This is a genomic window from uncultured Ferrovibrio sp. (assembly GCF_937960835.1).
GTDB lineage: Bacteria > Pseudomonadota > Alphaproteobacteria > Ferrovibrionales > Ferrovibrionaceae > Ferrovibrio.
Window position 1 is genome coordinate 178,656 of the sequence record NZ_CALGPC010000009.1, and the last position, 12,881, is coordinate 191,536.

Sequence of the window (12,881 nt, forward strand, 5' to 3'; positions counted from 1 at the left end):
CAATATAGAGAACAAAGAGAAAACAATAGTATGAGCGCGCCAGGTTTCATCCGGTAGAAGATCACGGGCCTGCGGGTGCGCCGTTGCATGCTGCACCGCGCCCGGGGATGACGAAAGGAACAGAGAGTACGAAGTCCTCGCAGAGAAACGCTTAGTCCCTCACGCCTTCTTCACGAATTCCGACTTCAGGTTCATCGCGCCGATGCCGTCGATCTTGCAGGCGATGTTGTGGCCGTCGACACCATCCACTAGGCGGATGCCTTTGACCTTGGTGCCACCCTTTACCACGAGCGACGAGCCTTTCACCTTGAGGTCCTTGATCACCGTGACGGCATCGCCATCGGCGAGAATGTTGCCATAGGCATCGCGCACGACGCCCGCTTCGGCCTCCGCCTCGCCTGCTGTGCCGGCGGCCAAGTCCGGGTTCCATTCATGCGCGCATTCGGGACAGACCCAGAGGCTGCCATCCTGATACACATGCTCGGAATTGCATGCGGGGCATTTCAAAGCGTCACTCATATCGGGCCTGCCTGAACGTCGTGGTGCTGATGCGCGCGACCCTATCGCGGCAAAGCGGCGAATGCCATGGTTTGGCGGTCAGGGATTGCTCCTCTTCATCATCGCCATGCCCGGGCTCGACCCGGGCATTTCATGGGGATGATCGACAAAAAACTCGTGGATGTCACGGCGCTTAAATGCTTCATCGGCCGAGGCATGACGATGAGAATATGAGTCATATCCGGATAAGATCCCAAGGCTGCAGCGCATCGTTGCACGCTGCACCGCCCGGGATGACGAGCAAGACTAAAGGAATAACCATCACCCGCGCGCGGGAATCGTCAGGCCGCGCTGCACCGCCGGGCGGGCGAGGCCCTGCTCCAGCCAGCGCGGCACGGCTTTCAGCGCGGCGTAATCCACCAGCGCGCCGGCATCGTAGAAACCGATCAGGTTGCGCACCCAGCCGAGCATGGAAATGTCGGCGATCGAATACTCCGCACCCATGATCCAGTCGCGGCTGGAAAGCCGGTCTTCCAGCACGCCGAGCAGGCGCTTGGATTCGGTGGCGTAACGCTGCAGGGGGCGCTTGTCCTCGATCTCCCGGCCGGCAAATTTATGGAAGAAGCCGAGCTGGCCGAAGATCGGCCCGATGCCCGCCATCTGGAAGAACACCCATTGCAGGCATTCGTAACGCGCAGCGGCGTCCTGCGGAATGAGCTGACCGGTCTTCTCGGCGAGATAGACGAGGATCGCGCCGGATTCAAACAGTGCCAACGGTTTGCCGTTGGGACCGTCGGGATCAAGGATGGCGGGAATCTTGCCGTTGGGATTGAGCGAGAGGAATTCCGGCGTCCAGCTCTCGTTCTTGGTGATATCGACGAGATGCGGCTCATAGGGCAGGCCGATCTCTTCCAGCATGATCGAAACCTTCACGCCATTCGGCGTGGGCAGCGAATAAAGCTGCAAGCGGTCCGGCTGCTTGGCCGGCCAGCGCTGCGTGATCGGGAATGCGGACAGATCGGGCATGGGTTTCCTCCGGATGCTTTCCGCCGTCATGCCATGCCGGGATACGGTTTTCGAGTCTTATGCGGGGAAATATCCCGTGTCTGTGATGCACTGTTGCACGCTGCACCACGCCCGGATGACGAGCCCTCCTCAAACGTCATGTCCGGGACTTGACCCGGGGACCTTGTTGTCGTGTGCATAAAGGGTGGCTACGCCGCAGCAGCAGGGTCTTCGATTCCCACGAGGCGGAAGCTGAGCTTGCGCAGCTTCGCGCGCGCCGATGGGTCATAGGCCTGCGCCTCGGCCTTCGCCGGGCGCTTGCCGTTGAAATAGAGGCCGCTCTGTCCGTCGAGTTCGGCCGCGAGCGCGAGATGCAGGATCGCATCGCCGCCTTCCTCGATGCTGCTGATGGGGCGCATACCGCTGCGGCGAACCATGGTGGTGTTCATATAGGTGGCGGGATGCAGCGCGTTCACGGTCACGCCGCTGCCCTCGAGCTGCTGCGCCAGATCGATGGTGAAGAGGATCTGCGCCAGCTTGCTCTGGCAGTAGGCGCGCGCGCCGCTATAGGCTCTGGTCAGCATCAGGTCGTCGAAATCGATGGCATGCTGGCCGGCGGAGGCGACATTGACGATGCGTGCCGGCTGGCTGGCCAGCAGGCGCGGCAGCAGAAGCTGGGTCAGCAGGAAACCGGCGAGGTAGTTCACCGCGAAGCGCAGCTCGAAGCCGTCTACGCTTTCCTCGCGCCCATCGCTGCCCTCCGCATTCGTCGTGCCGATGCCGGCATTGTTGATCAAGAGATCGAGCCAGTCCTGAGTGAGCAGCACAGCCTGCGCAAGATCGCGCACCTGCTGCAGCGAGGACAGATCGGCCGGATAGAACTGTGCCGTTCCGCCGGCTTCGCTGATCTCGCGCATCAGGCTTTCGCCGCGGCCCTGGTCGCGGCCATGGACCAGCACGTGATAGCCCGCAGCAGCCAGGCGCGAGGCGACATAACGGCCGACACCATCGGTGGCACCGGTGACGAGAGCGATTTTCTTCCGGCCGGCGGTTTCTGACATGAACCCTCCCATTTCGCCTTGGCATGCAACGATACGATTGCAGTGACGCGATAAGGATGGGATGCGAGGCGCCGATGACTAGGGGTGTGTTTCAAGGCCGCTGGTCAGCAAGTGATCTGATCAGCAGGTCGTATGGCCTCGCGGACAGCTTTTGTATTTGCCGGGATCCTGCTCGTTGGGCACGCGCACCGGCTGCTCACCGTACTGGCAGGCGGTCAGCGACAGCGGCATGCAGAGCAGAAACAATGCGAGGAGACAGCGGCGCATCGGGCCCCTCCAGGGTGAATGGGTGTTGGAGACGAACCCGCAAGGGGCGCGGCGGGTTCCGCGAGGGGCGCGGTTCTGCGCTCTCGCCCGAATCATACAAGATCGTCACCCGCGGGTTTGACCCGCGGGTCTGTGGCCGATCAGGCCGGCTCGCCGAAGCCCTTGCCGGGGGCGCGCGGCTGCAGGCGGATCAGGCGGGAATCTTCCACGGCGGCCTGACGGTGCTTCACGGCTTCGCGATACACGGGATCGCGAATCATCTCGACGAAAGCCGCAACCGAGGGATATTCCGCGATGAAGCATTTGTCCCAGCGTTCGCTGCTGGGACCGATCAGCATCAGTTCGAAACTGCCCTGCCAGACGATGCGCCCGCCGAGCCGCGCGAAGACCGGGCCGCTTTCGCGCCCGTAGGCCGCATAGGCTTCCGCGCCTGTGGCCTTGCGCCCATCGGGATAGGCGGCCTGATCGCGCAGGCGCACGAGATTCAGCATATGGATCGGGCCGGGACGATCCATCTCGCGGAATTGCGCGAAGACTTCCTTGGTGGGATCGACATATCCGGTCATTAACGTTGCTCCTTTCCGCGTGATGAAAAGATCTGGTTGAGATTGATGGCGGGCGCGCCGGTCTTGAACCCCTCGAAACTGCCCTCGCCGATCATGGCCTTGGCAATACGGGCGATTTCGGCGTAGGCGGCATGGGCGATGCGGCCGCCGAGGCTGATGCGGCGCACGCCCCAGCCGGCGATGTCCGACAGCGGCGCGCCGGTGGCGATGATGTTCACCGGCTTGGGCGCAACGGCCTGCACAATAGCGCGCACCTGCGCTTCGTCGCGCACGCCGGGCGCAAAGAGGCAGTCGGCGCCGGCGTCCGCGTAAGCCTTGAGACGGCGGATCACCGCATCCAGATCCGTCTGGCCATGCAGGAAGGCTTCGGCCCGCGCAGTCAGCACCACGCCGCTGCCGCTCTGGTCGATCGCCTTGCGCGCAGCCGACACCCGCACCGCAGCCAGGTCTTCCGCATACAGCGGTTCATCTGGCAGACCGGTGGCGTCTTCCACCGACAGGCCGGCAACGCCGGTCTGCACCGCGAGCGCGACATTGGCGGCGACATCGTCGGGCGCATGCGCAAACGCATTCTCGAAATCGGCATTGACCGGCAGATCGACGGCGGCGACGAGGCTTTCCAGATGACGCAGCACCTGGTCGCGGCTGACGCCGTAATCAGGCCGCGCCTGACTCCAGGCAAAGCCCGCGCTGGTGGAGGCCAGCGCCTTGAAGCCGAGGCTTTGCAGCAGCACGGCCGAGCCGGCATCGAAGGGATTAGGCATGATGAAGCAGCCGCTTTCATGCAGGCGGCGGAAGGCGGCACGTTTATCGGCGAGGCTCTGGCCCATGGCGTTTCTCCCCCAAAAACAGAACTGCGGGAGCAGCAGCCTAATGCGGCGCGCTCTGTCGCGACACAGCAATATTGTCCCGATTGTCTGTCTGCTGTAAGACTGACGCAACGTCAGCTATCGCGCTTTTCGCACGCGATTGTGTGGCTTTATCTTCCATATCAGGACCGCCTCACGCGATACTTTCCCCAATATCACGTCAGCATCACAAGCTGAACGCGCAAATCCGGATGGTGAAGCCTCCAGAGACGAAATCTGGCCAAAATCCCAAGCGGAACAATCCTGCCTGCAACCCGTTGCAAGGCTGGAGTCCGGTCTGCGGTGCGGGTGCCACCGATGCCCCCTCCCCATCGTGCCGAGGCGTCCCCGCAGACCGGACCGCCTTGTCGGCAAACCCAATCATCAGGCATCGCCAATGACTTTCGCGACGGCACTCGCCCGCCCGTCGCCTGCCGCGCGTCGCAAGAACATCTGGGCAGAAACCATTACGGCAGGAACATCAGGGGACTGGCTGGGTTTGTCCCATGGAATTCATATGCATGTCTTAGGGGCAGTTCTCAGAACTGCGCCCGGAGACAGCTTTTAATGAGAGGGACAATGCCATGGCTTTCGGATTGACCCGTGCGGCCTCCAGCGTGATCACCCAGCATCTGAAGGATGTCGATTTTCCCGTCTCGCGCGACGAGCTGGTGGCGCATCTGCGCCGGCACGGTTCTGATGGCGTGGTCGCCAACCTGATGGAGCGCCTGCCCAAGCGCTCTTACGAAAGCATGGGCGAAGTGATGCAGGCGCTCGTCGCCGTGCCCAGCTCGTGGCCGGGGCAGAATTTCTACAACGGCGTCCATGCAACAGAGGATGGTGACGAATACGCCTTCGCCGATGACGATGACGGCGAGGATGAAGACGACGACGAAGACGAGGAAGATGACGAAGACGATGACGACGAGGAAGATGACGAAGACGATGACGACGAGGATGATGAGGAGGACGAGGACGACAACGATGAAGATGACAAGGATGAAAGACGATGACGATGAGGATTGACCCGGCGCAGTATTTTTTCCTCTAAACCTTCCCCCCTCTACGCCGTCTCCCAAACGTCATGCCCGGACTCGATCCGGGCATCTTTATCAGTCGGCACAAGCCCCGCGGGTCAAGCCCGCGGGTGATGCTCTTGCGATATGACGCTCTTGCGATATGACGGTCGTGCGCTCCCCTCACCCTCGCGCATCGGCAAGAATCATCTCCGCCGCCTTTTCGGCGATCATCAGCGTCGGCGAGGCAGTGTTACCGGAGGTGATCAGCGGCATCGCGGAGGCGTCGACGACGCGCAGGCATTCGACGCCGCGCACGCGCAGGCAGCTGTCCAGCACCGCCATCGGGTCGGAATCGATGCCCATCTTCGCGGTCGCCACCGGATGGAAGATGGTGGCGCCGATATCGCCGGCGGCGCGCAGCATCTCAGTCTCGGATTCGATCCCCGCGCCCGGCAGATATTCCTCCGGCTTATAGCGTGCCAGCGCCTTGGCGGAAGCGAGCCGCCGCGTCAGCTTGATGCTGTCGATGGCCACGCGCTTGTCTTCCTCAGTATCGAGATAGTTCGGCTGGATCGCCGGCGGCTGGCGCGGATCGGCAGACTTGATCCGCACATAGCCGCGCGAGGTGGGCCGCAGGTTGCAGATGCTGGCCGTAAAAGCCGGGAATCTGTGCAGCGGATCGCCGAACTTATCCAGCGACAGCGGCTGGATATGGAATTCGACATTGGCAGTTTCATGCTCGGGGCTTGAGCGCGTGAACATGCCGAACTGAGAGGGCGGCATGGTGAGCGCGCCGCGCCGGAACAGTGCATAATTGAAGGCGATGGTGGCCTTGGCGAAAAAGGAGCGGTCGATCTCGTTGATTGTGCGCGCACCGGTGACCTTGTAGATCAGACGAAGCTGCAGGTGATCCTGCAGATTCTCGCCCACGCCGGGCAGATCGTGCAGCACGTCGATGCCATGCTCCTTCAGCAAGCCAGCCGGTCCGATGCCGGAAAGCTGCAGTAGCTGCGGCGAATTGATCGCGCCAGCCGTCAGCAACACCTCACCTTCGGCGCCGGCGAAGCAGCGCTGGCCATCCTGCGTATACTCAATCCCCACCGCCCGCTTGCCCTCGAACACCACGCGCTCGACATGCACCTGGGTGCGCAGTTCGAGATTGGGGCGTTTCAGCGCGGGCTTGAGGAAGGCGGTGGCGGCCGACCAGCGCACGCCGCGCTTCTGGTTCACCTGGAAATAGGACGAGCCTTCATTGTCGCCGGTATTGAAATCCTTGGTGCGTGGAATGCCGATCTCCTCGCCGGCCTCGGCCACGCGGTCGAGGATGTCCCAGCGCACGCGCGGCTCTTCTACGCGCCATTCGCCGCCCGAGGCATGAATGCGCTTGCCGTCGATGACATTCGGTCCGCCGAAATGATCCTCATGCTTGAGGAAATAAGGCAACACGTCGTCCCAGCCCCAGCCGGTCAGCCCCATCTGACGCCAGGTGTCGTAATCGCGCGCCTGGCCGCGCATGTAGACCATGGCGTTGATCGAGGTGCAGCCGCCGATCACCTTGCCGCGAGCATAGCCGATGGAGCGCCCGTTCAGTCCCGGCACGGGCTCGGTCTTGTAGCACCAGTCGGAGCGCGGATTGCCGATGGCATAGAGATAGCCGATGGGGATGCGGAACCAGATCCAGTTGTCCATGCCGCCAGCTTCGAGCACCAGCACACGGTTTTTCGGATCACGGCTCAGGCGGTTGGCCAGCAGCGACCCCGCTGTCCCCCCGCCTACGATGATGTAATCGAATGTGCCAGTGTTTTTGATGTTTTGTTGGGCCGGTACGGCCATGGCGCTTCCACCCTGATTCTGACCTAATTTTATCTTACCATTCTGTAGATTAGGTTAGGGAAACAGGTAGCGCAACATGAGGAAACGACGCGGATAGGATCCCCGCGGCTTGAACTGCAAGTCTTTCGCCATGCGGAGAGAGATGCCCATAAGGCGCCCTGCCTCACTCCTCCCCGTCGCTGTACTCGATCTTCAGCACTTCGATCTGCTCGATGCCATGCGGCGTGCGCAGATCGACAACGTCGCCGACGCGGGCCTTCATCAGCGCGCGGGCGACCGGCGAGATCCAGCTCACTTCGCCAAGCTCCAGCCGCGCCTCGTCGATGCCGACGATGCGCACGGTGCGCTCGCGGTCCTGCTCGTCGACATAGGTGACGGTTGCGCCGAAGAAAACCTGGTCGCGGTTCTTCTGCAGCTTCGGATCAACCGGCTCGGCGATCTCCAGCCGCTTGAGCAGGAAGCGGATGCGGCGGTCGATCTCGCGCAGGCGCTTCTTGCCGTAGAGATAGTCGCCATTCTCCGACCGGTCGCCGTTGCCGGCGGCCCAGGAGACGACCTCGACCACTTTCGGCCGCTCAACCGTCTTCAGATGGCGCAGCTCGTCCTGCAGGCGGCGCAGGCCGGCCGGGGTGATGTAGTTTTTCGCGCCTTTCGGAACCGCGGCCTCTTCGGGAAGGTCGTCATCCAGATCGGCGTCGTCGTTTTCCTTCGTGAATGCTTTGGACATGGTTCGATTTTACCAAACCGCGCCCGTCATGCCACGGCCGGGCGGCGGGCCGCCTGATTTGTCTTTGGAGGGCCTTAAGAAAAACTCGTGGATGCCACGGCCGAGCCGTGGCATGACGAAAGAATGGAAGCGCCTGTCACTGCCCCCATCACCATCTATGTCGATGCCGATGCCTGTCCGGTGAAGGCGGAGATCTACAAGGTGGCCGAGCGCCACCAGGCCCTCGTGCAGGTGGTGGCCAATAGCTGGATCAGCGTGCCGCGGGTGGACTGGATCACGCTGACCGTGGTGGGCCGCCGGTTGGATGAGGCCGATGACTGGATCGCGGAGCGGGTAAAGCCTGGCGATGTCGTCGTCACGGCCGACGTACCGCTGGCCGGGCGCTGCGTGAAGGCCGGCGCCTGGGTGCTGGCGCCAAACGGCCGGGCGTTCACCGCCGACAGCATCGGCATGGATCTGGCCGTGCGCAACCTGATGACCGAGCTGCGCTCCGCCGATCCGCTCGGCATGAGTGGCGGCGGCCCGAAGCCTTTCTCGCAGAAAGACCGCTCGGCCTTCCTGCAGGCCCTGCATGAGACGCTGGTCAGATTGCGGAAGGGGCCGTAGCCGCAAGAGGTTAAGCGTCACGCACCATCGTAGCCGTCACCCTGCGCTTGACTTGCGGGTCTTTCGCCATGCGGACAAAGATGCCCGGATCAAGTCCGGGCATGACGAGTAATTCTTTCAGGCGTCACGTTCTTAGTGCCGCTCCGCCGTTTCCCCTCCTTTGCGGGAGAGGGAGCCGGGCGAAGGTGTCAGAGCTGCTTCGCGGATTTCGCGATCGACTTGATCGGTCCGCGGGGGCGACCGGATTTTTCGGCGATCTCGCGGTCCTGCGCTTCGATATAGGCCTTCACTTCGTCGTCGCTGTCGAAGCCGCTGACGAGTTCCGCCGGCACGCGCCGGTTCGAGGTCTGGGTACCGTCCTGGTAGATCACGTCGAACATGATCACCGTGGCATTGGGATTGATTTTCTTCTTTGCCGTCTTGGCCATGACAATTCCACTGATGCTGATCGATGAGAGAGCCGCGTCATGCGCTTTGGTCACGCGTCCTGGCCATCATCGGCCTTGCCGGCGGCCTCGCGCTCTGCCTTGCGGCGCTCGGAGTCTTCCTGCTTGCGCTGCAGCTTCTGCTGCTTCTTCTCTTCCTTGGCCCGGTTGCGCGCGGCCCGTTCCTGTCCGTAGTTCGGCTTGAAGGCCATGGCATCCTCCTGAAGATCTGGGCGCCTAAACAAAGACCCGGCGCAAGACAGCGCAAAAGACAAAGGGGCACCCGTTGCCGGATGCCCCTCCGAATTCTTTAAGCTCTAAGAGCTTAGAGCGCCTTCAGATTCACGGCCGAGGTCTTGCCGCGCTTCGGATCGCGCTGCTCCTCGAACGAAATCTTCTGACCCTCATTCAGGCCAGCCATGCCAGCGCGCTCAACGGCCGAGATGTGGACGAACACGTCCGCCCCGCCGCCTTCCGGCTGAATGAAGCCATAACCCTTGGTTCCGTTGAACCATTTTACAGTACCGACAGCCATTGCTGTATCTCCGTCTTGGTAGTCTCGCGCCGCCCGTTATCGGAACAACGCATCAGATTCTGTAGGGAAGTCGCGGAATCTGGGTCCAAGAGGACGTAGAAGGCCGGCAGTCCGTAGCAGATCGATGACCACAAGATAGGCTGCCTGAGCCGTTTTGCAAGGGCGAGGAGCAAACAAAGACGATATGGGCCTTAAGAAAGCCGTGACATTTTTGAGTATTCGCTCGGAGGCGACCGTTTTTATGGTGAATTGACAGCGGAAAGCAAACGGCCCGGGCTTTTGATCCGGGCCGTTTATTACAGGTGTATGATGCTGTTTGAGACCACAGGCCTTAAATCACAGCCCCTTGACGATGTCCTCGACCATCTTCTTGGCATCGGCCAGCAGCATCATCGTGTTGTCCTTGTAGAACAGATCATTGTCGATGCCCGCATAACCGGACGCCATCGAGCGCTTCACGAACAGTACGGTCTTGGCCTTGTCGACGTCGAGAATCGGCATGCCATAGATCGGGCTTTTCGGATCGTCGCGGGCGGCCGGATTGGTTACGTCGTTCGCGCCGATGACGAAGGCGACGTCGGCGGTCTGGAATTCGGAATTGATCTCTTCCAGCTCGAAGACCTCGTCATAGGGTACATTGGCCTCGGCCAGCAGCACGTTCATATGGCCCGGCATGCGGCCCGCCACCGGATGGATGGCGTATTTCACTTCCACGCCCTCCTCCTTCAGCTTGTCGGCCATCTCGCGCAGAGCATGCTGGGCCTGGGACACCGCCATGCCGTAGCCCGGCACGATGATCACCTTGCCGGCATTCTTCATGATAAAGGCGGCGTCATCGGCCGAGCCCTTCTTGTAGGGACGGTCGACCTTCTGGCCGCCGGCAGCGGCAGCGCTGTCGCCGCCGAAGCCGCCGAGGATGACGTTGAACAGCGAGCGGTTCATGCCCTTGCACATGATGTAGGACAGGATCGCGCCCGAAGAGCCGACCAGCGCGCCGGTGACGATCAGCGCCGGGTTCTGCAGGGTGAAGCCGATGCCGGCCGCCGCCCAGCCCGAATAGCTGTTCAGCATCGAGACGACGACGGGCATGTCGGCGCCGCCGATCGGAATGATGATGGTGAAGCCGACGATCAGCGACAGCGCCGTCACCGCCCAGAACAGTTCCTCGCTGGGGCTGATGCAGAAGGCTACCACGAGGCCGAGGATGACGAGGCCGATCAGGGCGTTCAACGCATGCTGGCCCTTGAAGACGACCGGGCTGCCCGAGACCAGGCCCTGCAGCTTGGCGAAGGCAACCAGCGAGCCGGAGAAGGTGATGATGCCGATGACCACGCCAAGCGACATCTCGATGCGCGAGGCGATGGTGATCTCGCCGCTGGCATTGAGGATGCCGTAGGGCGCCGGGTTGTAGAAGGCGGCCGCGGCGACCAGCACGGCGGCAAGGCCGACTAGGCTGTGCATGGCGGCGACAAGCTGCGGCATCGCCGTCATCTGGATGCGGCGTGCCAGCACGGTGCCGATGGCGCCGCCGATTACCAGAGCGACGATTACCCAGACGATGGTCCCGGACAGGTCGCCGAGATTGAAGATGGTGGTCAGCACGGCAATCGCCATGCCGGTCATGCCGTAGAAATTGCCCTTACGGCTGGTTTCCGGCGAGGAAAGCCCGCGCAGGGCCAGGATGAACAGGACGGAGCTGGTCAGATAGAGCAGCGCGGTCAGTTGGATCGGCATGGCGCGGCCCTCACTTTTCTTTTTTCTTGTACATGGCCAGCATGCGCTGGGTGACTAGGAAACCGCCGAAGATGTTGACCGCGGCCAGCGCGATCGCGATCAGGCCGAAGACTTTCGATGCATCAAACACCGCAGAGGCACCCGCCGCGATCAGCGCGCCGACGATGATCACCGAGGAGATCGCATTGGTCACGCTCATCAGCGGCGTATGCAGGGCGGGCGTAACGCTCCACACCACGTAATAGCCGACAAAGCAGGCCAGCACGAAAATGGAGAGCAGCGAGAGGAAGGAATAGACCTCGGCCATCGTTACGCCCCCTCTTTCAGCAACGGATGGACAATGGCGCCATCCCTGGCGACACAGGTGCCGCTGACGGTTTCGTCTTCGAAGTTGAACTTGAAGGTCTTGGCTTCCTTGTCCCAGTGCGGCGACAGGAAGTTCCACAGATTCTTGGCGAACAGGTTGGATGCATCCACCGGCACGCGGCTTGGATAGTTGGTGTAGGCGACGATGCGCACGCCGTTGTAATCCACCACCTGATCAGGTTTCGACAGCGGGCAATTGCCGCCGGTCTCGACCGCCAGATCGACGATTACCGAGCCCGGACGCATGGTCTTGACCATCTCTTCGGTGACCAGCACCGGGGCCGGGCGGCCCGGGATCAGCGCCGTGGTGATGACGATATCCTGCTTCTTGATCGTCTCGGCGATCAGCGCGGCCTGCTTGCGCTTGTATTCGTCGGACATTTCCTTGGCGTAACCGCCGGCAGTCTGGGAGGCGCGCGCCTCTTCGTCATCCACCCAGATGAACTTGCCGCCGAGGCTTTCCACCTGCTCCTTGGTGGCCGGGCGGACGTCGGTGGCCGAGACCACGGCGCCGAGGCGCTTGGCGGTGGCGATCGCCTGCAGGCCGGCGACGCCGACGCCCATGACGAAGACGCGCGCCGGCGCGATGGTGCCGGCCGAAGTCATCATCATCGGGAAAGCGCGGCCGAAATGCTGGGCGGCATCCAGCACGGCCTTGTAGCCGGCGAGATTGGATTGCGAAGAAAGAATATCCATGGATTGCGCGCGCGTGATACGCGGCATCAGTTCCATGGCGAAAGCGGTGATACCGGCCTCGGCATAGGCCTTGACCTGATCGCGCTGCTGCAGGGCCGCGAGGCCAGCGACCAGAATGGCGCCCCTCTTCAGCAGCTTCAATTCGTCGTTGCCTTCGGCAGCGGTCATCGGCCGCTGCACCTTCAGCACCAGATCGGCATCCTGAAGCGTGGTGGCCGGATCGGCGGCGATGGTGGCGCCCACCGCCTGATAGTCTGAATCGGGTATGTCGGCTGCAAGTCCAGCGCCGGTCTCGACGGTGACCGTGCAGCCCAGGCCGACGAATTTCTTCACCGTCTCCGGCGAAGCGGCGACCCGCTTCTCGCCCGGGCGGCGTTCCTTTGGAATTCCAATTTTCATGGCGTTATCTCCCCCCGCGGCCCGACAGAATGGTGCCGTCCCTGGAACCCAGGGACGGCGGCCGTAATCAGAGCAGGAAAATCGCCATCAGGATCAGAAGAACGATAACGGCGGCGCTGCCCCAGGTGGTGATCTTCATGAAGATATTCCAGGTCGCCTTATGCTCGCTGATATCCATGGTGCCGATCTGGTGCTCGCCGATATGCTGGCTGGCCATAGTGATCCCCTCAATGACGGTTGGACGGTGTTAAAGCACTGAATTGCGCGGGGATATTACGCTGGCGGCCGAAGCGGGC

At 62.1% G+C, this 12,881-nt stretch carries 16 protein-coding genes and 1 pseudogene; 2 read left to right on the forward strand and 15 right to left on the reverse strand.

Translation table 11 applies throughout. The annotated features are described in order from the left end of the window. Nucleotides 1-159: 159 nt before the first annotated feature. The 6 genes from Q0603_RS09190 to Q0603_RS09215 all read right to left on the reverse strand — a co-directional run bounded on the left by Q0603_RS09190 (nucleotide 160) and on the right by Q0603_RS09215 (nucleotide 4,227). Nucleotides 160-519: a zinc ribbon domain-containing protein YjdM gene (locus Q0603_RS09190; protein WP_298724855.1), complete on the reverse strand. Its 360-nt coding sequence runs from the start codon at nucleotides 517-519 to the stop codon at nucleotides 160-162. Between the two features lie 300 nt (nucleotides 520-819). After that, nucleotides 820-1,524, reverse strand: a complete 705-nt coding sequence (locus Q0603_RS09195) for a glutathione S-transferase N-terminal domain-containing protein (RefSeq protein WP_298724857.1) — start codon at nucleotides 1,522-1,524, stop codon at nucleotides 820-822. A gap of 188 nt (nucleotides 1,525-1,712) precedes the next feature. Next, nucleotides 1,713-2,564, reverse strand: coding sequence for an SDR family NAD(P)-dependent oxidoreductase (locus Q0603_RS09200; RefSeq protein WP_298724859.1), 852 nt, complete (start codon nucleotides 2,562-2,564; stop codon nucleotides 1,713-1,715). A gap of 120 nt (nucleotides 2,565-2,684) precedes the next feature. Continuing rightward, nucleotides 2,685-2,831 carry a hypothetical protein gene (locus Q0603_RS09205; protein WP_298724862.1) on the reverse strand — a complete coding sequence of 49 codons (147 nt, stop codon included), beginning with the start codon at nucleotides 2,829-2,831 and terminating at the stop codon, nucleotides 2,685-2,687. A 140-nt stretch (nucleotides 2,832-2,971) separates the two neighbouring features. Further along, nucleotides 2,972-3,397 (reverse strand): DUF1330 domain-containing protein, encoded by a 426-nt coding sequence (locus Q0603_RS09210; RefSeq protein ID WP_298724865.1) that lies wholly within the window; start codon nucleotides 3,395-3,397, stop codon nucleotides 2,972-2,974. Beyond that, entirely contained in the window at nucleotides 3,397-4,227 is an 831-nt protein-coding gene (locus tag Q0603_RS09215) for an isocitrate lyase/phosphoenolpyruvate mutase family protein (RefSeq protein ID WP_298724867.1), read from the reverse strand. Before Q0603_RS09215 ends, Q0603_RS09210 begins: the two co-directional genes overlap by 1 nt. Before the next feature lie 602 nt (nucleotides 4,228-4,829). Between Q0603_RS09215 and Q0603_RS09220 the strand changes: the two genes are divergently transcribed. After that, nucleotides 4,830-5,258: a DUF2795 domain-containing protein gene (locus Q0603_RS09220; protein WP_298724870.1), complete on the forward strand. Its 429-nt coding sequence runs from the start codon at nucleotides 4,830-4,832 to the stop codon at nucleotides 5,256-5,258. A 186-nt stretch (nucleotides 5,259-5,444) separates the two neighbouring features. On the opposite strand, the gene Q0603_RS09225 is transcribed toward Q0603_RS09220, so the two are convergent. Next, a complete protein-coding gene (locus Q0603_RS09225; RefSeq protein WP_298724872.1) occupies nucleotides 5,445-7,097 on the reverse strand; it encodes a GMC family oxidoreductase N-terminal domain-containing protein in 1,653 nt (550 codons plus the stop codon). Between the two features lie 163 nt (nucleotides 7,098-7,260). Continuing rightward, nucleotides 7,261-7,824: a transcription elongation factor GreB gene (greB, locus tag Q0603_RS09230; RefSeq protein WP_298724874.1), complete on the reverse strand. Its 564-nt coding sequence runs from the start codon at nucleotides 7,822-7,824 to the stop codon at nucleotides 7,261-7,263. Between the two features lie 147 nt (nucleotides 7,825-7,971). Between greB and Q0603_RS09235 the strand changes: the two genes are divergently transcribed. Beyond that, the gene (locus tag Q0603_RS09235) at nucleotides 7,972-8,430 is read left to right on the forward strand and encodes a YaiI/YqxD family protein (RefSeq protein WP_298725165.1); all 459 of its coding nucleotides are present in this window, start codon (nucleotides 7,972-7,974) and stop codon (nucleotides 8,428-8,430) included. A gap of 188 nt (nucleotides 8,431-8,618) precedes the next feature. Here Q0603_RS09235 and Q0603_RS09240 read toward each other — a convergent pair whose 3' ends face one another. From Q0603_RS09240 to Q0603_RS09270, 7 genes and pseudogenes are all read right to left on the reverse strand, one after another. After that, nucleotides 8,619-8,858 (reverse strand): hypothetical protein, encoded by a 240-nt coding sequence (locus tag Q0603_RS09240; protein ID WP_298724876.1) that lies wholly within the window; start codon nucleotides 8,856-8,858, stop codon nucleotides 8,619-8,621. A 50-nt stretch (nucleotides 8,859-8,908) separates the two neighbouring features. Next, nucleotides 8,909-9,067, reverse strand: a complete 159-nt coding sequence (locus tag Q0603_RS09245; protein WP_298724878.1) for a hypothetical protein — start codon at nucleotides 9,065-9,067, stop codon at nucleotides 8,909-8,911. Between the two features lie 113 nt (nucleotides 9,068-9,180). Continuing rightward, entirely contained in the window at nucleotides 9,181-9,390 is a 210-nt protein-coding gene (locus Q0603_RS09250) for a cold-shock protein (protein ID WP_298724880.1), read from the reverse strand. 336 nt (nucleotides 9,391-9,726) lie between these two features. Then, a complete protein-coding gene (locus Q0603_RS09255) occupies nucleotides 9,727-11,124 on the reverse strand; it encodes an NAD(P)(+) transhydrogenase (Re/Si-specific) subunit beta (RefSeq protein WP_298724882.1) in 1,398 nt (465 codons plus the stop codon). A gap of 10 nt (nucleotides 11,125-11,134) precedes the next feature. Further along, nucleotides 11,135-11,404 (reverse strand): annotated as a pseudogene (locus Q0603_RS09260) (NAD(P) transhydrogenase subunit alpha); the annotation flags it as partial. A gap of 29 nt (nucleotides 11,405-11,433) precedes the next feature. After that, entirely contained in the window at nucleotides 11,434-12,585 is a 1,152-nt protein-coding gene (locus Q0603_RS09265; RefSeq protein WP_298724884.1) for a Re/Si-specific NAD(P)(+) transhydrogenase subunit alpha, read from the reverse strand. Nucleotides 12,586-12,652: 67 nt separating this feature from the next. Beyond that, nucleotides 12,653-12,802, reverse strand: a complete 150-nt coding sequence (locus Q0603_RS09270) for an aa3-type cytochrome c oxidase subunit IV (RefSeq protein ID WP_298724886.1) — start codon at nucleotides 12,800-12,802, stop codon at nucleotides 12,653-12,655. Nucleotides 12,803-12,881: the final 79 nt, after the last annotated feature.